Here is a 17877-nt window from a genome sequence, read left to right on the forward strand (position 1 = left end):
GAAAATATTCTGTCAATAACTCCCGGGTGAAATTGAGGGTTGCTGGCCTGCCCGCATATGCTGCTGCGGAAAATCGATGAGCATGCGCCGCTCGAGCGGCATCGGCGCTCAATACGGCGGCGTGCCGTTCAAACATTTGTTGGGCGCGGACGGCGGACCGGAGTCCCTAGAGTGTGGCGGATGCTTTCAGGGATGAAGTCGTGCGCAGATTCGGCTGGTTTGGGGTTGGGTGCGGGATATCGATCGGGCTGGTGATTGCGGGTCTGCCCGCGACCTTCGTGGCCGCGGCGCAGGACGAGCCGCTGGAGACGATCGCAGTGAGCCTGCCCGCCGAGCAGGCGCCACCGAGTCGCACCGAGCCATCCAATGCAGCCGTGCTCGAAGAAGTGGTGGTGACCGCGCAGCGGCGCGAGGAACCGCTGCAGGACGTGCCGGTGTCGGTCACCAGTTTCAGTGCGGAGCAGCTGCAATCCGCCGGCGTGGTGAGCACCAATGACCTCGGGCGCATCACGCCGGGGCTGCAGTTCACCGACATCATGGGGGCGAGCAATATTTTCATGCGCGGGGTCGGCACCGATTCGTTCGTGCTCTCGGCCGATCCGAGCGTCGCCACCTATGTCGACGGCGTTTACGTGCCGGCCCAGCTCGGCTTGCTGACCACGCTCGGCGGCGTCGAGCGCATCGAAGTGCTCAAAGGGCCGCAAGGGACCTTGTTCGGGCGCAATTCCACGGCCGGCGCGATCAACGTGGTGTTCAAAACGCCCGGTGTGGAGCGCGAGCTGTCGATGATGGCCGAGCGGCGCAACTTCAACGGCACGCTGCTGCAAGCCTATGCGGCGACGCCGATCGGCGATGATTTTTTCATTGGCGCGGCCTTGCAGTGGGTCGAGCAGGACTCGTATTTCCGCATGGCCGGCGAGCCGCTGGGCTTGCTGGAGCTGCCGCCTCCGGGGGGCGTTCCGGGCGATCGGATTCGCGCCGGACGCATCAAGCTGCGCTGGACTCCGCGTGACGATCTCGACCTCATCGTCGCCGGCTTTCGCACGATGATGTCGGGCACCAGCAGTACGATTGCGGAACTGCGCGACCCCAGCTTGCTCGCGACGCTGCTCGGCATTCGCCCGGGCCGGACCGATTACGAGCTGCATCGCAACGAGCCGATCGAGGCGGCGGTGAATCACAGCTCGATCAGTGCCGACCTGCGCTGGCAGGCGCCGCTCGCCGATGTGCGCCTGATCACCGCGTATCAGAAGCTCGTCACCGTCGATGGGCTCATCGATTACGACTACTCGCGCAAGGACATCATCTCGTTCAACTCGGGCAACTCGCCGACGCGACAGGCCACGGCGGAGCTGCAATTCGCATCGAACGACGCAAGCGCGTGGTCCGACCAGCTCGACTGGATCGCCGGCCTTTACTACCTGCATGCGCAAGCCGGTTTCGATCCGGTGGATGCCGAGTTCTTCGGCAGCGGTATTCCGTTGCCGATCATCAACCAGATGCCGGGCTTGCAGGACGTGCTGTCGCCCTTGGCTTTGGGCCTGGAGGCCGCGGCTTACAGCGTGCTCGAAACCAATAGCTACTCGGCCTACGGACAAGGCACCTGGCACTTCGACGATCGCTTCTCGATGACTTTGGGCCTGCGCTACCAGGACGAAAGCCGATTCCTGATCAAGCAGAAAACCTCGGTGTTTTCGCCATTGCCCGGTCACACCGAACTCACGCCGCTGAACTTCAACGCGCCCGAAGTCTGGCAGGACAGCAGCTCGCAGAAGCTGTCGCTGCAATGGAAGACCGGCGTGGACAGCCTGCTGTTCGTGTCCTACGGCAAGGGCGTCAAGAGCGGTACGTACAATCTCGGCAATCTGTTCGTGCCGCCCGAATACGTGCAGCCGGAGCGCGTGCAGAGCTATGAGATCGGGCTCAAGTCTCTGTTGCTCGATCGCAGCCTGCGCTTCAACGCGGCGCTGTTCTGGAGCGAGATCGAAGATCCGCAGACGTCGTTCATCGCCATCTTCGGCAGCGGCTCGATCATGCTCGAAAACGCCGGACATGCGCGCTCGCGCGGAGCCGAGCTCGAATTGCAGGCGCTGCCGATGCCTCGGCTCAATCCGGGGTTCTCGCTCAAGCTGAGTACCTGCTTCGTCGATGCCATCTACACCGACTATCGCCAGGCCAGCGGCTACGATCCGACCACGGGTTTGTTTCGTCGAAACGCCTTCGATCTGAGCGGTAACGAAGTTCCGCGCTCGCCGCGACTGAGCGGCAATCTGGGCTTGGTGCAGAATATCGAAGTGGGCAGCAACGGCGAGATCGAGATCGGCGCGGATGCCTATTACAACGGCGGCTTCTATTACACCTCTCAGAATTTCGAGAGCGGGCAGCAGAAGGCTTACTCGCTGCTCAACGCGCGCGTCGGGTATCGCTACCGGCCCTGGGGGCTCGGTATCACCGCGTTCGGCATCAATCTCGACGACGAGACCTACAGCTACGCCGGCATCACCGCCGATTTCGGAACCGCGATCACGCTGGCTCCGCCGCGTACTTACGGTCTACGGTTGAATCTCGATTTCTGAGACCTGGGGAGGAGTGGATGGAACGCGATGCGATTTTCTGGCCGATGCTGGCGCTCGTCGCGCTGACATTGGGCGTGCTGCTGCTGATTCCGTTCCATCGCTTGCGCTCCGGCCTTCGCGGCGAAGTGTGGTTCGACGACTTCAAGCTCGGGGAATCGGAGCGCGTGCCGGACCGTGTGCGCCTGCCCAATCGCAACTACATGAACCTGCTGGAACTGCCGCTGCTGTTCTACGTGTTCTGCCTGGTCAGCTACCTTCGCGATCAGGTCGATGAGGCGGCGGTGACGATGGCCTGGATCTACGTCGGGCTACGCGTGCTGCACAGTGCGGTGCATTTGAGCATCAACCATGTGCCGCTGCGCCTGATCGCGTTCGCTGCGAGCAACGTCGTGCTCACGCTCATGTGGCTGCGGTTTGCGCTGGTGCTTGCCACGTCATGAGTCGCGGGTGGGGCGTGCGACACGCCGTAGCCACCATGCATCGATCCAGCAGCTCAAATCGCTCGCCTGTTCGACAGCAGCTGCGCGGCACCCAGCCGATTGCTGACGCCGAGCTTCTGAAACAGTTTCCACAAATGCCAGCGCACGGTTTGTTCGCTCAGGTGGATGCGCTGGGCAATTTGACGGTTCGACAGGCCTTCGAGCAGGGCAGCGCCGATCTGCTCTTCGCGCGGCGACAGCGGTTCGGCCGGCGCCCCAGCTTCGGCGGCCGCTTCGACCGCAACTCCGGTGAGCCGGGCCAATCGCAGCAGTCGCTCGTCGCGGTTGCCGGATTCTTCGAGCAAGCTGCGCAAGGCGTCGCCGAACATCGGCTGCAAGGCGGGCGCGAGCGAGGCCAGCGAGCCCAGGCGCTCTCGCAGCATGGGCGCGGTGATCAGCCGGGTGACGCTGCGCCGGGCCTGTAGCGAATTGCCGGTGTGCTGTTCGACGCGTGCCTTCATGAGCAGCGCCATGAACAGCTGGCTTTCCTGTTGGCGGTCTTCGGCTTCACGCACCATTTTGCGAAGAGCCGCGAGCGCGATCGCCGACGGATTGCGCTGCGCCAAAGTGAGCAGCTTGAGCAATGCCAGCACCTCCGGCGGCCCGTCGATGCCGCTGTAGTCTCCGCTGACGGCGGCGACGCGCACGCGTTCGAGCGCGAGCAGCTGCTCCCAGAAACGCCAATCGCCTGCGGGTCGTTCGAGATCGGAGCGGGCAAGCAAGGCCGCTGCCTGGCGCGCTCGCCCAAGCGCCATCAGCGAGCGCGCGGCGACGAAGCGATCGATCAGCAACATCACCGGCAGGCGCGGCGAAGGACGCCGGCCTTCGATGCGGTCCATCGCATTTGCCAGTGCGGACTCGATGTCGCCACGTTCGAAAGCCGTGAAGTTGCGCGCCACATCGAGCGAGGCTCGCGTCTCCGGGGCCTGCGCCAGTCGCGGGGCAGCTTCGTCGAATGTGGCATCGAGCAGGGCGGCGGCGTCGTTCACCCGGCCGCTCAAGGCCTTCATGCAGCCGGCGCAGACGGCGGCCGAGACCATGCCGTGTTCGAATCGCACGCGACGGAAGATGCGCAAGGCCGCGAGCGCTTCGCGTTCGGCTTCGCGCGTGCGGTCGAGCATGGACAGCGCGAGCGCTTCGTTGACGACGACGGTGGCGAACTCGTTGTCGGGCGCCCGCACAAAGCGCGTTCGCCAATCGGCTGCGAGCTGCAAGGCTTGTTCGGAGCGACCGCCGAACGCGGCCTGCGCCACGCGCATCATGGCGATCCAGCTGTACATGCCGTCGCGCGCATCGGGCCGGTCGAACGGTGAGCGCTGATGCTCGACGAGAAAGCTGCGGTTTTCGCGCAGCAGGGCCGGAACACGCTGCTCGAGTTCGTCGAGCCGCAGCGCGGCGATGCGCAGGTGCAGCTGCATGGTCAGCGCGTAGATGCTCGCGGCTTCGAGCTGCGGCCAATGCCGGTAGCGCTGGCTGCCGATGCGCTCGATCGCCTGGAAGAAGCCCTCGAACTCGGCTGCGCCGCAGACCATGCCGACCCAGCCGTTGGCGAGCAGTTCGGCGGCCAGATCGTCGAGCCCATGATCCAGCGCCAACCTCACCGCCTGGCCGACGTGATCGCGCGCGAGCAGGCCGCGGGCTTGGGCTTCGATGTCGTCGGAGGTCATCAGGCTCATGCCGGGAATCGCCAGCAAGAGCCGTGCAGGAATCGCGGAAAGCAAAACGGCGCCGGAGTGCCGGCGCCGTTGGAACTGCTCGAGTCGCGTCTTACTTGACGGTGATCGTGATCACGTCCGACTGCACGCTCGGGTTGAACGGCTGGTGCTTCCAGTCGCCGAGCACGAGTTGCAGCTTGTGCGTGCCGGGCTTGAGCGCGAGCTGGGTTTCGGTCTGGCCAGCGCCGAAGTGCTTGATCTGGTCGGTCATCGGCAGCGGGACGGTGAAATCGACCGTCGGCGCGTCGATCAGCAGGTGATGGTGGCCCACGTTGGCGACGTCCTTGATGCCGGCCGGGGCGACGCCCATGCCGGACAGGCCGAACACGACGGTGACCGGGCTGGTGACGGTGTCGCCGTTCTTCGGCGAGATGATGTAGGCCTTGGCGCCGGCCGGCGACGCGGTCGGCAGGTTGAGCTTCTCGGCCGCGTAGTTGCCGGCCTGCTGCTTGGCCATGTTCTTGTAGTCGGCGAACTTGTCGGTCTTCTCGGCCGCCAGCACGGGCGTGGCGAGCAGCGTCAGCAGCGACAGCGTGGCGAAGTAGGACTTCATCCGGCACTCCTTGGATCGGTTTCGGGGGATTCGGTGGGTGAGGCGAGAAAGGCATCATACCGATGCCGGTCGCGCCGGGTCGGATCGGCGTTCGTCGGGCGATTTTGTCAGCGGCCCGACATCTGTCTATACTCCGCCACGTTTGCGTAAGGCGCCCACCGGTTGGCGTCACGAGCGAAAGCCTCAAACCACGGCCCGCTCATCCATCACGCAGACGCTCGCGGTCCGCACCATTCGCGGTTTCCTCGATCTCCACTCACTGCGGCCTGAACCGGTTCGCCCACGCATCCGTCGTGGCCCAGGCGCGTTCAGGAGTTACACACTACATGCTGTTCACCGATCTGGGCCTCGACGAAGGCCTGCTGCGCGCTGTTGCTGCCGAAGGTTATACCCAGCCGACGCCGATCCAGGCGCAAGCCATTCCAGTCATTCTGCAAGGGGGCGATCTGCTCGCCGCCGCGCAGACCGGCACCGGCAAGACCGCGGCCTTCACGCTGCCCTTGCTGCACCGACTCATCCAGCGCCGCGCCCAGGGCGTCACGGGTGCACCGAAGAAGCCGCTTGCGCTCGTGCTGACGCCGACGCGCGAACTCGCCGCGCAGGTCGCGCAGAGCGTGCGCACCTACGGTGGCCATCTGCCGCTCAAGACCACCGTGATCTTCGGCGGCGTGAGCATCAACCCGCAGATCGACGTGCTGCGCCACGGCGTCGACATCCTCGTTGCCACGCCGGGCCGCCTGCTCGACCACGTCGGCCAGCGCACGATCGATCTTTCCGCGATCGAGATGCTGATCCTCGACGAGGCCGACCGCATGCTCGATATGGGCTTCATCCATGACATCAAGCGCGTGATCGCGACGCTGCCGAAGCAGCGCCAGAACCTGATGTTCTCGGCGACGTTCTCGGACGACATCCGCAAGCTCGCGCACGGCTTCCTCAACAACCCCGCGACCATCGACATCGCTCCGCGCAACGCCGCGGCCGATACGGTCGAGCAGCGCGTGGTCTACGTCGACAAGGGCCGCAAGAGCGAACTGCTGTCTTACCTGATCTCGAGCGGCAACTGGCAGCAGACGCTGATCTTCACGCGTACCAAGCACGGGGCGAATCGCCTCGTCGAGAAGCTGCAGAAGTGGAGCATCAGCTCGGCCGCGCTGCACGGCAACAAGAGCCAGAACGCGCGCACCAAGGCGCTCGCCGAGTTCAAGGCCGGAACGATCCGCACGCTGGTCGCCACCGACATCGCGGCGCGCGGCCTCGACATCGAGCAGCTGCCGCACGTGGTCAATTTCGAACTGCCCAACGTGCCCGAAGACTACGTGCACCGCATCGGCCGTACCGGCCGCGCGGGTGCGGGCGGCGAGGCGATCTCGCTGGTTTCGGCCGACGAGATGGACGAGCTCAAGGCCATCCGCAAGCTGCTCAGGAAGGAGCTGCCGGGCTTCATGGTCGAAGGCTTCGAACTCGGCAGCAAGAGCCTGAATCCGGAACCCGAGGAGGCCCCGCGTCCGCCGATGCAGCCGCGTCACGGCCAGCGTCGTGGCGGTGGCCAGGGCCAGCAGCGCAACGGCCAGGATCCGCGCCGGGCGAACGGTGGTGGCAATGGCGCTGGTCAGCGTCCGGGCGACGGTCGCAACGGCGAACGCCGCCACGGCGGCCAGCATGCGAACAACCGTCCGAACCCGAACGGCCGCCCCGGTGGCCGCCCGCAACATCAGCACAACAGCGCCCCGCGCGTGCTCGGCGACGACGACAACATCGGCAATACCCGCCTTCCGGAGCCGGTGGTGCAGGACGACGGCATCGAGCGCGGCCCGAGCATCAACGTGAACCGTGCCCCCGAGTGGGATCACGCGCATCGCCCGTTCCGCGGTCGCGGCAACGGCGGCGGTCATCGTGGAAACGGCGGTGGCGGACAGCACCGTGGCAATGGCGGGGGACAGGGTCGTCCGCACGGCAATGGCGGCGGCCAGGGCCGCCCGCGTGGCGAGGCGGATGGAAACCGCGCCGACGTCGGCAATTCGCGTCCGGGCGGTAATCGCGGCGGCTTTCGCGGTCCGCGCTGAGATACTCGGCTCGTTGGCGACAAAAAATGGCGGCCTGATGGCCGCCATTTTTTTGCCCGTCACAGGGTGGCTTGGTGCCGGCGCGTTCCCGGCCGATCGGGCTTCAGCCCGCCAGCACCTCGCGCACGCCGTTAGGCGAGCCGAGAATCAGGCGGTCGGCCGGACGATGCGCGAATAGTCCCACCGTCACCACGCCCGGAATCGCGTTGATCGCGGTTTCGAGCGCGAGCGGCTGGGCGATTTCGAGATCGTGCACGTCGATGATCGGATTGCCGTTGTCGGTGACGACGTTCTCGCGCAGCACCGGACGGCCGCCGAGCTTGACGAGTTCGCGCGCCACGAAGCTGCGCGCCATCGGAATCACTTCGACCGGCAACGGGAACTTGCCGAGCGTCTTCACGAGCTTGGATTCGTCGGCGATGCAGACGAAGGTCTTGCTCGCGCCGGCGATGATCTTCTCGCGCGTGAGCGCTGCGCCGCCGCCCTTGATGAGCTGCAGCTGGTAGTTCGATTCGTCGGCACCGTCGACGTAGACCGACAGCGGGCCCGCGCTGTTGAGCTCGATGACCTTGAAGCCGTGCTTGAGCAGGCGCTGCGTGCTCGCCTCGGACGAGGACACCGCAGCCTGGATGTCGTAATGACGCTCGGCGAGCAGGTCGATGAAGTGATTGACCGTCGAGCCGGTGCCGACGCCGAGCATTTCGCCCTGGACGACATACTTGAGCGCCGCTTCGGCGGCCTTGCGCTTGGCCAGATCCTGGCTCATCGAAATTCCTTGGGTGGGGTGTGAGTTATGAGTAGTCGCGCTCGCCGAACAGCGCGGTGCCGACGCGCACGAGCGTGCTGCCTTCGGCGATCGCGGCTTCGAGATCGTCGGACATGCCGGCCGAAATCGTGTCGAACTTCGCCGCGGCTTCGGCCGGCAGCGCGGATTTTATCGCGTCGAACAGCTCGTGCAGGCGCGCATAGGGTGCACGCGCGTCGAACTTCCCGGAGGCCGGCGCCGGTATTGCCATGAGGCCGCGCAATACCAGCCGGGGCAGGGCGGCGATGGCGCGGCAAAGCCCGGTGGCCTCGGCTGGTTCGCAGCCCGACTTGCTCGCCTCGCCCGAGATATTGACCTGCACGCAGACCTGCAGTGGCGCCAGCTCGGCCGGGCGCTGATCGGACAATCGCTGCGCGATCTTGAGCCGCTCGATGCCGTGCACCCAATCGAACTGTGCCGCGATCTCGCGCGTTTTGTTCGACTGGATCGGGCCGATGAAATGCCAGCAGGCGCCGCGCTCGCGCAGGGCCGCGATCTTCGGCAGCGCTTCCTGCAGGTAGCTTTCGCCGAAATCGCGCTGGCCGGCCGCGAGCAGCTCGCTCATCGCCCGGACGGAAAACGTCTTCGACACCGCGATCAGGCGCACCGAGCCCGGAGCGCGTCCACAGGACTCGCGCGCGGCGTCGATACGCCCGAGCACCGCGGTCAGGCGCTCGCTCGCGGGGGCGGTCGCTGCATCATTCGGATGGGCGGTCGGATCGGACATCGGCAGCGGAGGCGGCTTTGGTTGCGGGGGCGGATTATTGCCGATAGTGTCCTCGCAACGCTTATCGCCACCACGACGACGCCCAAAAACCAGCATGGATATCGCGCAACTGCTGACCTTCGGAGTTCGCCAGGGCGCGTCCGACTTGCATCTGTCGGCCGGCGTCGAACCCATGATCCGCGTCGATGGCGACGTGCGCCGCATCGACCTGCCGCCGCTCGATCACAAGCAAGTTCATGACATGGTCTACGACATCATGAACGACAAGCAGCGCAAGGCTTACGACGAGTTCCTGGAAACCGATTTTTCCTTCGAGATCCCCGGGCTCGCGCGCTTTCGCGTGAATGCCTTCAACCAGGCGCGTGGATCGGGTGCGGTGTTCCGCACCATTCCGTCGAAGATTCTCACGCTCGACGATCTCAAGGCGCCGGCGATCTTCAAGGACTTGGCCGACACGCCGCGCGGGCTGATTCTCGTCACCGGGCCGACCGGCTCGGGCAAATCGACCACGCTCGCCGCGATGGTCGATCACAAGAACGAAACCGAGCATGGCCACATCCTGACGATCGAAGACCCGATCGAATTCGTGCACCAGTCGAAGAAGTGCCTGATCAACCAGCGCGAAGTGCACCGCGACACGCTCGGATTTTCCGAAGCGCTGCGCTCGGCGCTGCGTGAAGACCCCGACGTGATCCTCGTCGGCGAAATGCGTGATCTCGAAACGATACGCCTGGCGCTGACGGCCGCCGAAACCGGCCATCTGGTGCTCGGAACGCTGCACACGTCGTCGGCGGCCAAGACCATCGATCGCATCGTCGACGTGTTCCCGGCCGCCGAAAAGGAAATGACGCGCGCGATGCTCTCCGAAGGCCTGCGCGCGGTGATCTCGCAGACGCTCATGAAGAAGAAGGGCGGCGGCCGCATCGCCGCGCACGAGATCATGATCGCCACGCCGGCGATCCGGAACCTGATCCGCGAGAACAAGATCGCGCAGATGTATTCGTCGATCCAGACCGGCCAGCGCGACGGCATGCAGACGCTCGAGCAATGCCTGCGAGACCTCGTCAAGCGCGGGCTCGTCGATGCGAACGAGGCCAAGCGCAAGGCGAACAAGCCGCTGGAGCTCGCTTAATGGAACGCGATAACGCGATCAAGCTGGTCCAGCAGCTGCTCATGCTCATGAAGCAGCGCAACGGCTCGGATCTGTTCATCAGCGCCGGCTTTCCGCCCGCGATCAAGCTCGATGGCCAGCTCACGCCGGTGATGGACAAGCCGCTGACGGCCGAGGATTCCGCGGCGCTCATGCGCGCGATCATGAACGATCGCCAGCTCAAGGAATTCGAAGCGACCAACGAGTGCAATTTCGCGATCGCCCCGCCGGCGATCGGGCGTTTCCGCGTCAATGCCTTCGTGCAGCAAGGCCGCGTCGGCGGCGTGCTGCGCACGATCAACACCACGATTCCGACTTTCGACGACCTGCAGCTGCCGAACCAGCTCAAGGACATCGTCATGGCCAAGCGCGGGCTCGTGCTGATGGTCGGCGCGACGGGCTCGGGCAAGAGCACCTCGCTCGCCGCGATGCTCGGCTATCGCAACGCGAATTCGAAAGGCCACATCATCACGATCGAAGACCCGGTCGAATACGTGCATCCGCACGACGGCTGCATGATTACGCAGCGCGAAGTCGGCGTGGATACGCAGAGCTGGGAAATGGCGCTCAAGAACACCTTGCGCCAGGCCCCCGACGTGATCCTGATCGGCGAGATCCGCACGCGCGAGACCATGGAGTACGCGATCAACTTCGCCGAGACCGGTCATCTGGTGCTGTCGACCTTGCACGCCAACAGCGCGAATCAGGCGCTCGATCGCATCATCAACTTCTTTCCAGAGGAGAAGCGTGAACAGCTGCTGATGGACCTGTCGCTGAACCTGCGCTCGATCATCAGCCAGCGCCTCGTGCGCAAGGCCGGCGGCGGACGCGCGGCGGCGATGGAGATCCTGATCAACTCACCGCTGATCTCCGACCTGATCTTCAAGGGCGAGGTGCACGCGATCAAGGAAGTCATGGCGCGCTCGAACGAGCAGGGCATGGTGACCTTCGATCAGTTCCTGTATCGCCTGTTCGAGGACGGCGTCATCAACATCGAAGAGGCGCTGCGCAACGCCGATTCGCAGAACGAGCTGCGCCTGCGCGTGAAACTCGAATCGAAGCGGGCGCGGCAGAACCTGCAGGAGGACGAGGGCGTGCTGAGCCTGCAGATGAAGACCGAAGACTCCGGCCAGAAGCTGCGCTAGCAGGGATCATCGACCGCATGCAAAGCCTGCTGCCGTACCTGAAGCTGGCCTTCGAGCGCAACGGCTCGGATCTGTTCTTCACGCCGGGTGCGCCGCCGATGCTCAAGATCGAAGGCGAGATGCACGCCGTCGGCCGCACGGTGATGACGGGCGCGATGCTCGCGGATATTTCCGCCGAGCTGCTGACGCCCGAGCAACTCGCGCGCTTCACAGCCGAGCGCGAACTCGACTGCGCGCTCGAAGCCGGCGAGTTCGGGCGCTTCCGCTTGAACCTGTTTTTCCAGCGCAACCAGGTCGCCTTCGTGCTTCGGCACGTCAGGGCCACGGTGCCGAGGCTCGACGATCTGAACCTGCCCGAGGTGCTCAAGTCGCTGGCCATGCACAAGCGCGGGCTCGTGCTCGTGGTCGGCGCCGCGGGCTCGGGCAAGAGCACCACGCTCGCGGCCCTGCTCAATCACCGCAACGAGGAATCCAGCGGTCATATCCTCACGATCGAAGACCCGATCGAGTTCGTGCACCCGAACCTGCGATCGATCGTCAACCAGCGCGAAGTCGGCCAGGACACGCTGAGCTACGAGCGCGCGCTGGTCGGCGCGATGCGCGAAGCGCCCGACGTGATCCTGATCGGCGAGGTGCGCACGCGCGAGACCATGGATTCCTGCGTGCAGCTCGCCAACACGGGGCATCTGGCGCTGTCCTCGCTGCACGCCAACAACGCCTCGCAGGCGCTGCAGCGCATCGTCAACCTGTATCCGCAGGACCGGCGTGACCAGCTCTATCTCGACCTGTCGCTGACACTGCGCGCGATCGTTTCGCAGCGCCTCGTCCGCCGTCGCGACGGCCGCCGCTGCGCGGCCGTCGAAGTGCTCATCAATACGCCGCTGATCCAGGATCTGATCGTCTCGCGGCGCATCGACGAAGTCCGCGCGGCGATGGAGCAGAGCAGCAGCCCGGGCATGCAGACTTTCGACCAGTCGCTCTACCGGCTGTACAAACAAGGACTCGTCGAGCTCGACGAAGCCCTGGATAACGCCGATTCCCGGAGCAATCTGGAAGCCAAGATCAACTTCGGCGGTTGATCAGCTGCTGCGCTCGGCATCTCGCACGAGGGCGGTGCTCGGAATGCTCACGTCCTACATGCACGCTCCGCTTCCTGCGCTCCGCCCTCGCGCGACCTGCCTTCGCTCACAACGCTGATCAAAGACATGGGAAGTGAAAGAAATCTTGCTTTTTGCCAGGGCGCTCCCCTAAAATTCGCGCCCTTCGAGGTTTCCCGCTGTCATGGTGCTGCCGCCGTCGGGCATCACCGGGAAACTGAACTATAACGACCCACGTATCGTGGGCTAACTGAGATTGAACGATGAAGACCTTCATGGCGAAGGGCGAAACCGTCAAGCGCGACTGGTATGTCGTGGATGCCGACGGCAAGACGCTGGGCCGACTGGCCTCCGAAATCGCGCGTCGCCTGCGCGGCAAGCACAAGCCCGAATTCACCCCGCACGTCGACACCGGCGATTACATCGTCGTGATCAACGCTGCCAAGATCCACGTCACCGGCAACAAGCTCGACGGCCAGAACGGCAAGATCTACTGGCGCCACACCGAGCACCCGGGCGGCATCAAGAAGACGGCGCTGTCGGACCTGCTCGCCAAGCATCCCGAGCGCGTGCTCGAGAAGGCCGTCAAGGGCATGCTGCCCAAGGGCCCGCTGGGCTACGCGAACTTCCGCAAGCTCAAGGTGTACGCCGGTGCCGAGCACCCGCACACCGCGCAGCAGCCGCAGACCCTCAACATCTAATCGGTCTTACGAACATGGCAACGACCCAGAATTACGGAACCGGCCGCCGCAAGACCGCAGCGGCTCGTGTCTTCCTCAAGCCCGGCACGGGCGCGATCAGCATCAACAGCAAGTCGGTCGAGGATTATTTCGGCCGCGAAACCAGCCGCATGCTGGTTCGTCAGCCGCTCGAGCTCGTCGACGCGCTGACCCGCTTCGACATCTACGTGACGGTCTCCGGTGGCGGCCCCTCGGGCCAGGCCGGCGCGATCCGTCACGGAATCACGCGCGCCCTGATCCAGTACGACGAATCGCTGCGCAAGACGCTGCGTGACGCCGGTCTGGTTACCCGCGACGCGCGTGAAGTCGAGCGTAAGAAGGTCGGTCTGCACAAGGCCCGCCGCGCTCCGCAGTACTCCAAGCGTTAATCGCGGTACTCGCCAAGCTCTTTCTGCTGTTGCAGAAAGAGCTTGGGAAGAGCGCACGAGGACTGTAGAATCGCGCGCTCTGCTGGTCCCTGCTGGGGGATCGTCTAATGGTAGGACCCGGGATTCTGATTCCCGTTATCTAGGTTCGAGTCCTAGTCCCCCAGCCAATATCCAAACCCTTCGCAATCGCCAGTTGCGAAGGGTTTTTTTGTTTGCTGCGCTTCCATCGCCTGCAGATGACGGCGCGCCCGCGCTGCGCCTATGCTTCGGCCTTCTTCGCTTCGAATGACGTTCGCCATGCAGCTGCCACGCGCCTGTTGGTCTTCCGTGTCCGCCTGCCTCGCGGCTCTGGCTTTGTCGGCCTGCGCAGCCAGACCGGCGACCGAACAGGCGCCGGTGCCGCCCCCGCCGCTCTACTCGCAGATTCCGCCGCCCGCACCGGCTCCGCTGCCTCCGCCAGCCGCACGCGGAGGCCTGGCTGCGCCGTTTCCCGGCGTTGCCCAAACGTCCTTGCCGCTCTGCTCGCCGGGCCAGCCGGGCAAGCGAGTCGATTGCTCGAACGACGCGCTCGGTCCGCGCATGAGCCTCGAGCAGTTGCAGAGCTGCGCGATGCAGGCGGTGACGCTGCGCCGCGAATCGACGCGCTTGCTGCAGATCAACGGTGTGCTCGGTGCTCAGCGCAACGTGATCAACCAGCGCACGGCCGCTGTGCAGGCGGGCAGCCGCCTGCCGTACGAGGTGGCGCAGCAGTACGAGCAGGAGCGCCTGGCATTCAACGCGCAGGCGGACCAGTTCCGTCGCGAGGTGCTGGCGATCGGGCAGCTGCGCTCGACCTACGATCTGGGCTGCTCGCGCCGTCCTTACCGCAGGGCCGATCTGGCGAGCCTGTCGCCGGAGTTGCAGACCGCGATGCGCATGGGGCTCGGCGATGTGGCCGTGCCGATGCTCGGCGCGAACAAGGCGCCGTTCGCGGCCCCCAATGCGCAGCCGTTTCCGAACGCGGCTCCTGGACCGGGCCCGCAGCTGCAGCGAATCTCCTGGTGATCTAGCCCAGGGGCGAACGATTCGGCCGCTCAGGCCGCCTTGCGCAGAAACACCTCGACGTCCTTGACGAAGGCCTCGGGGTCGACGGGCTTGGCGAGGTAGCCGTCGAAGCCCGCTTTGAGGATGCGATCACGATCGCCGACCATGGCCAGCGCCGTCACCGCGACGACCGGCAGATCGGCGGTGCCCGGGTTGTTCTTGAGCTGGGCCAGCACTTCGTAGCCGCTGGTTCCGGGCATGTTGATGTCGCAGAGAATCAGGTTTGGCCGTTCGCGCTGGGCGATCTCGATGCCGCTCGCCCCATTGGTCGCGGTGAGCGGCTGGTGCTGAAAGGCTTTCAGCACGTACTGCATCAGGTGCAGGCTGGCCGGGTTGTCTTCGATCACGAGGATGCGCGCCATGGCTCAGGCTTCCGGAAGGGCAGTGGGTAGGAACAGGGTGAAGACGCTGCCTTCGCCGTAAGTGCTCCGGCACTCGATGCGGCCGCCGAGCAGCGCGGCGAGTTTCTGCGACAGGTGCAGGCCCAGGCCGCTGCCTTCGCGTGCACGCGCGGTGTCGCCGCCAAGCTGGGCGAACGGTTCGAACAGGCGAGCCACTTCCTCGGCCCGGATGCCGATTCCGCTGTCACGCACGGCGATCTCCACCTGGCCGCCGTGCCGCACGAGGCTCACGACCACACGTCCATGCTCGGTGAACTTGATTGCGTTGTTGGCGAGGTTGATGACGATCTGCGATAGCGCCCGGCGATCGGCCCTGATGTGCAGTGGCTCGGCCGCCTCGAGCTCGAAGTCGAGCGCCTTGGCCTCCGCGAGCGGGCGCAGGGTGGCGGCCACTTCGTCGAGCACCGCGCGGCAATCGACCGGCTCCAGATGCAGCTCCACCTTGCCCGACTCGATCTTGGCGAGGTCGAGCAGATCGTTGATCAGCGAGAGCAGGTGCGCGGCGCTCGACTTGATCAGGCGCAGCTGCTGGTCCTGCTCGTCGGTGAGCGGGCCGGGCAGGCGCATCAGCAGCATGCCGGTGAAGCCGATCACCGCGTTGAGCGGGGTGCGCAGCTCATGCGACATGCTGGCGAGGAAGCGGTCCTTGGCGAGGATCGCGTTGTTGAGCTCGACGTTGCGCTCCTGCAAGGCATGCTCGATGCGCTTGCGGTCGGAGATGTCGCGGATCGCGCTCGACACCAGCACGCCTTCCTCGGTTTCGAGCGGCGACAGGCTGATCTCCACCGGAAACTCGGTGCCGTCGCGGCGCAGCCCGAACAGTTCCAGGCCCGCGCCCATCGCCCGCGGCGCCGGGTGCGCGAAGAAGTTGCCGCGCGCTCTCGGATGCGCGTCACGGAAGCGCAGCGGAACCAGCACGTCGACACGCTGGCCGAGCAGCTCCTGGCGCGGATAGCCGAACAGGCGCTCGGTCTGCGAATTCACCAGCACGATCTCGCCGTTGCGGTTGACGATGACGATCGCATCGGGCGCCGATTCGAGCAGGCCGCGGAATTTCTGCTCGGCCCGCTTGCGGTCGGAGATGTCGCGGATCGCGCTCATCACCAGCATGCCTTCCTCGGTCTTGAGCGGCGACAGGCTGATTTCGACCGGGAACTCGGCGCCGTCCTTGCGCACGCCATAAAGCTCCAGGCCGGCGCCCATGGTGCGGATGCGCGACTGCGAGAAGTAGCTCGACCGGTGGCCGACATGGGCGCCGCGATAGCGCTGCGGCAACAGGACTTCGATCGGCTGCCCGCGCAGCTCGCCGGGCTGGTAGCCGAACAGGCTTTCGGCCTGTTTGTTGGCGAGCACGATGCGACCGGTCGGATTGACCATGACGATGCCGTCAGGCGTGGAATCGAGCAGGTCGCGAAACTGCGCCTCGACCATCTTGGCGTCGCGCTGCAGCTTGAGCAGCGTGATGTCCTTCTTGGTCGACAGCACGTAGTCGGTATTGCCTTCGGCGTCGTGGATCGCCTTGCTCGAGATGTCGACGTAGACCAGCGAGCCGTCCTTGCGGCGGCGCAGCGATTCGTACTGGCACAGGCCGTTGGCCAGCGTCTGCCGGTGGATGCTGCGCTCTTCTTCCTTGCGATCAGCCGGGACGACGAGATCTTCGAGCAGCTGGCCGACCGCCTCGCCATCGGTGTAGCCGAAGATCGCCTCGGCACCCTTGCCCCAGTAGCGCACGCGTCCGTCGGGCAGCGTGAGGATCACTGCGTCGGGTGTCTCACGCAGCACCAGGTCGTCGAACGACCGCTTCGCCGGGTCTCGATCCATTTCGCTTTCGCCTCTTCACGACACCCGGTCCGTGGGCGATTCAATTGCTCATTTCATATGGGAATTCCGGCGACGAAAACGAATCAGCCGACACATGGTCGCCATGTGCCGGCTGAGCGTTGCGTCGTAGCGGGTTTCGGCGCCGTGGCGGGCGCCGGAGCGCCGCCTCAGCTGCGTGCGAACTGCGTCGTGAAGGCCTGCGTGAACGCGCCGAGCTGATCGTCCGGCAGGTGGTTGATGCCCGCTGCGGCCGCGCGGCCGCCACCGGTCGGGAATTTGCGGCAGAGCTCGTCCGCGCCTTTCTTGCGGTTGAGCGGGGCACGCACGCTGATCAGGTAGCCGCCGCCGGCCTTCTCGGTCAGCACCGCGTGGGCGCGATCCGGGAACAGGTTGACGAGGTCGTTGCTGTAGACGCCGCTGACCCGACGCGCCCAGGGCTCGTCGGGCAGCACGAGCAGGGCGGCGTCATCGGTGGAGCCGGCGATCGGCTTCGTCGACTCGGCCTTGCCCATGTCGGTCTTGTAGCCGTCGGCGAGCTTTTCGAAGTGTTCGCGCGCATCGGCGATGAAACCGAACGGCGACTCATGGCGGCTGACGAGCCGGAACAGCGCGTCGGGCGCGAAGTGCAGGTCTTCGATGCGCTCGCCGTAGCCGTTGTAGTTCAGGTAGGTGCCGAGGTCTTCGAGCTGGCCGAGTTGCGTCGGCGTCAGGTTCAGCGGCTTGGCGACGGTTTCGGCGGACTTCTTGAGGTTGTCGCCGAAGGCGCCGACCACGGCCCAGGCCACGAAGCGGTTCTGCAGCTCGCCATTGACGAGCAGGCTCGTGCAGACGTCGGGCGCTTCGTTGATGTGCGCTTTCAGTCGCGGGCTCTGCGGAATTTCGCCGGCGAAGTGGTGATCGACGTAGAAGACGTCGGCTCCGGCTTCTAGCACTTTGAGCAGTGCGGCGCGGTTCTTGTCGAGCGACACGTCGAGCACCGTGACGGTGTCGCCGGCCGCGGCCGTGACCTGTTCGAGCAGCTCGATGTCGCGCTTCACGCCGGTGACGAGCCTGGCGTCACGCGGATGGGCGAGATGCAGCTGGGTCAGCGCGCAAATGCCGTCGGCATCGCCGTTGAACACGTCGATGTAGGCCATGTCGGGTTCCTCTCG

16 protein-coding genes and 1 tRNA gene are annotated in these 17877 nt (G+C 65.3%); 10 read left to right on the forward strand and 7 right to left on the reverse strand.

Translation table 11 applies throughout. The features are described from left to right. Positions 1-251: 251 nt before the first annotated feature. The gene (locus AC3WUM_RS20955) at positions 252-2576 is read left to right on the forward strand and encodes a TonB-dependent receptor (protein WP_492412796.1); all 2325 of its coding nucleotides are present in this window, start codon (positions 252-254) and stop codon (positions 2574-2576) included. Positions 2577-2593: 17 nt separating this feature from the next. After that, complete coding sequence (locus AC3WUM_RS20960; RefSeq protein ID WP_492412797.1) at positions 2594-3016, forward strand: MAPEG family protein; 423 nt, start codon at positions 2594-2596, stop codon at positions 3014-3016. A gap of 53 nt (positions 3017-3069) precedes the next feature. Here AC3WUM_RS20960 and AC3WUM_RS20965 read toward each other — a convergent pair whose 3' ends face one another. Then, positions 3070-4731, reverse strand: a complete 1662-nt coding sequence (locus tag AC3WUM_RS20965; protein WP_492412798.1) for a helix-turn-helix transcriptional regulator — start codon at positions 4729-4731, stop codon at positions 3070-3072. Positions 4732-4822: 91 nt separating this feature from the next. Next, a complete protein-coding gene (locus tag AC3WUM_RS20970; RefSeq protein WP_492412921.1) occupies positions 4823-5227 on the reverse strand; it encodes a DUF4399 domain-containing protein in 405 nt (134 codons plus the stop codon). A 422-nt stretch (positions 5228-5649) separates the two neighbouring features. Between AC3WUM_RS20970 and AC3WUM_RS20975 the strand changes: the two genes are divergently transcribed. Next, positions 5650-7389: a DEAD/DEAH box helicase gene (locus AC3WUM_RS20975; protein WP_492412800.1), complete on the forward strand. Its 1740-nt coding sequence runs from the start codon at positions 5650-5652 to the stop codon at positions 7387-7389. 103 nt (positions 7390-7492) lie between these two features. Here the strand turns inward: AC3WUM_RS20975 and rpiA are convergent, their stop codons facing one another. Together rpiA and AC3WUM_RS20985 are read right to left on the reverse strand one after the other, a co-directional pair. Beyond that, complete coding sequence (rpiA, locus tag AC3WUM_RS20980) at positions 7493-8155, reverse strand: ribose-5-phosphate isomerase RpiA (RefSeq protein WP_492412801.1); 663 nt, start codon at positions 8153-8155, stop codon at positions 7493-7495. A 25-nt stretch (positions 8156-8180) separates the two neighbouring features. Beyond that, positions 8181-8921, reverse strand: coding sequence for a YggS family pyridoxal phosphate-dependent enzyme (locus AC3WUM_RS20985; protein ID WP_492412802.1), 741 nt, complete (start codon positions 8919-8921; stop codon positions 8181-8183). Positions 8922-9015: 94 nt separating this feature from the next. Here AC3WUM_RS20985 and AC3WUM_RS20990 point away from each other — a divergent pair, with 94 nt between their 5' ends. The 7 genes from AC3WUM_RS20990 (at position 9016) to AC3WUM_RS21020 (ending at position 14465) form a co-directional block, all read left to right on the forward strand. Beyond that, positions 9016-10053, forward strand: a complete 1038-nt coding sequence (locus AC3WUM_RS20990) for a type IV pilus twitching motility protein PilT (protein WP_492412804.1) — start codon at positions 9016-9018, stop codon at positions 10051-10053. Then, positions 10053-11216, forward strand: coding sequence for a PilT/PilU family type 4a pilus ATPase (locus AC3WUM_RS20995; protein ID WP_492412805.1), 1164 nt, complete (start codon positions 10053-10055; stop codon positions 11214-11216). The genes AC3WUM_RS20990 and AC3WUM_RS20995 overlap by 1 nt, the downstream gene beginning before the upstream one ends. Before the next feature lie 17 nt (positions 11217-11233). Further along, the gene (locus AC3WUM_RS21000; RefSeq protein WP_492412806.1) at positions 11234-12295 is read left to right on the forward strand and encodes a PilT/PilU family type 4a pilus ATPase; all 1062 of its coding nucleotides are present in this window, start codon (positions 11234-11236) and stop codon (positions 12293-12295) included. A 281-nt stretch (positions 12296-12576) separates the two neighbouring features. After that, complete coding sequence (gene rplM, locus AC3WUM_RS21005) at positions 12577-13014, forward strand: 50S ribosomal protein L13 (protein WP_492412807.1); 438 nt, start codon at positions 12577-12579, stop codon at positions 13012-13014. A 14-nt stretch (positions 13015-13028) separates the two neighbouring features. Beyond that, positions 13029-13421 carry a 30S ribosomal protein S9 gene (gene rpsI, locus AC3WUM_RS21010; protein ID WP_492412809.1) on the forward strand — a complete coding sequence of 131 codons (393 nt, stop codon included), beginning with the start codon at positions 13029-13031 and terminating at the stop codon, positions 13419-13421. Between the two features lie 93 nt (positions 13422-13514). After that, a tRNA-Gln gene (locus AC3WUM_RS21015) sits at positions 13515-13588 on the forward strand. A 130-nt stretch (positions 13589-13718) separates the two neighbouring features. Beyond that, positions 13719-14465 carry a hypothetical protein gene (locus AC3WUM_RS21020; protein WP_492412811.1) on the forward strand — a complete coding sequence of 249 codons (747 nt, stop codon included), beginning with the start codon at positions 13719-13721 and terminating at the stop codon, positions 14463-14465. A 29-nt stretch (positions 14466-14494) separates the two neighbouring features. Here the strand turns inward: AC3WUM_RS21020 and AC3WUM_RS21025 are convergent, their stop codons facing one another. The 3 genes from AC3WUM_RS21025 to AC3WUM_RS21035 all read right to left on the reverse strand — a co-directional run bounded on the left by AC3WUM_RS21025 (position 14495) and on the right by AC3WUM_RS21035 (position 17862). Further along, on the reverse strand, positions 14495-14866 hold the full coding sequence (locus tag AC3WUM_RS21025; protein WP_492412813.1) for a response regulator: 372 nt from the start codon (positions 14864-14866) through the stop codon (positions 14495-14497). A gap of 3 nt (positions 14867-14869) precedes the next feature. Next, positions 14870-16726: a PAS domain S-box protein gene (locus tag AC3WUM_RS21030; RefSeq protein ID WP_492412815.1), complete on the reverse strand. Its 1857-nt coding sequence runs from the start codon at positions 16724-16726 to the stop codon at positions 14870-14872. 167 nt (positions 16727-16893) lie between these two features. After that, positions 16894-17862, reverse strand: coding sequence for a DHH family phosphoesterase (locus AC3WUM_RS21035; protein ID WP_492412816.1), 969 nt, complete (start codon positions 17860-17862; stop codon positions 16894-16896). Between the last annotated feature and the right edge of the window lie 15 nt (positions 17863-17877).

Source organism: Hydrocarboniphaga sp. FW305-C-57 (assembly GCF_058783045.1).

What these genes read in the sequence shown, in the direction of transcription:
- AC3WUM_RS20960 (WP_492412797.1), top strand. Translation starts at nt 2,594, where the DNA reads ATGGAACGCGATGCGATTTTCTGGCCGATGCTGGCGCTCGTCGCGCTG.
- AC3WUM_RS20965 (WP_492412798.1), bottom strand. Translation starts at nt 4,731, where the DNA reads ATGAGCCTGATGACCTCCGACGACATCGAAGCCCAAGCCCGCGGCCTG.
- AC3WUM_RS20970 (WP_492412921.1), bottom strand. Translation starts at nt 5,227, where the DNA reads ATGGCCAAGCAGCAGGCCGGCAACTACGCGGCCGAGAAGCTCAACCTG.
- AC3WUM_RS20975 (WP_492412800.1), top strand. Translation starts at nt 5,650, where the DNA reads ATGCTGTTCACCGATCTGGGCCTCGACGAAGGCCTGCTGCGCGCTGTT.
- rpiA (WP_492412801.1), bottom strand. Translation starts at nt 8,155, where the DNA reads ATGAGCCAGGATCTGGCCAAGCGCAAGGCCGCCGAAGCGGCGCTCAAG.
- AC3WUM_RS20985 (WP_492412802.1), bottom strand. Translation starts at nt 8,921, where the DNA reads ATGTCCGATCCGACCGCCCATCCGAATGATGCAGCGACCGCCCCCGCG.
- AC3WUM_RS20990 (WP_492412804.1), top strand. Translation starts at nt 9,016, where the DNA reads ATGGATATCGCGCAACTGCTGACCTTCGGAGTTCGCCAGGGCGCGTCC.
- AC3WUM_RS20995 (WP_492412805.1), top strand. Translation starts at nt 10,053, where the DNA reads ATGGAACGCGATAACGCGATCAAGCTGGTCCAGCAGCTGCTCATGCTC.
- AC3WUM_RS21000 (WP_492412806.1), top strand. Translation starts at nt 11,234, where the DNA reads ATGCAAAGCCTGCTGCCGTACCTGAAGCTGGCCTTCGAGCGCAACGGC.
- rplM (WP_492412807.1), top strand. Translation starts at nt 12,577, where the DNA reads ATGAAGACCTTCATGGCGAAGGGCGAAACCGTCAAGCGCGACTGGTAT.
- rpsI (WP_492412809.1), top strand. Translation starts at nt 13,029, where the DNA reads ATGGCAACGACCCAGAATTACGGAACCGGCCGCCGCAAGACCGCAGCG.
- AC3WUM_RS21020 (WP_492412811.1), top strand. Translation starts at nt 13,719, where the DNA reads ATGCAGCTGCCACGCGCCTGTTGGTCTTCCGTGTCCGCCTGCCTCGCG.
- AC3WUM_RS21025 (WP_492412813.1), bottom strand. Translation starts at nt 14,866, where the DNA reads ATGGCGCGCATCCTCGTGATCGAAGACAACCCGGCCAGCCTGCACCTG.
- AC3WUM_RS21030 (WP_492412815.1), bottom strand. Translation starts at nt 16,726, where the DNA reads ATGGATCGAGACCCGGCGAAGCGGTCGTTCGACGACCTGGTGCTGCGT.
- AC3WUM_RS21035 (WP_492412816.1), bottom strand. Translation starts at nt 17,862, where the DNA reads ATGGCCTACATCGACGTGTTCAACGGCGATGCCGACGGCATTTGCGCG.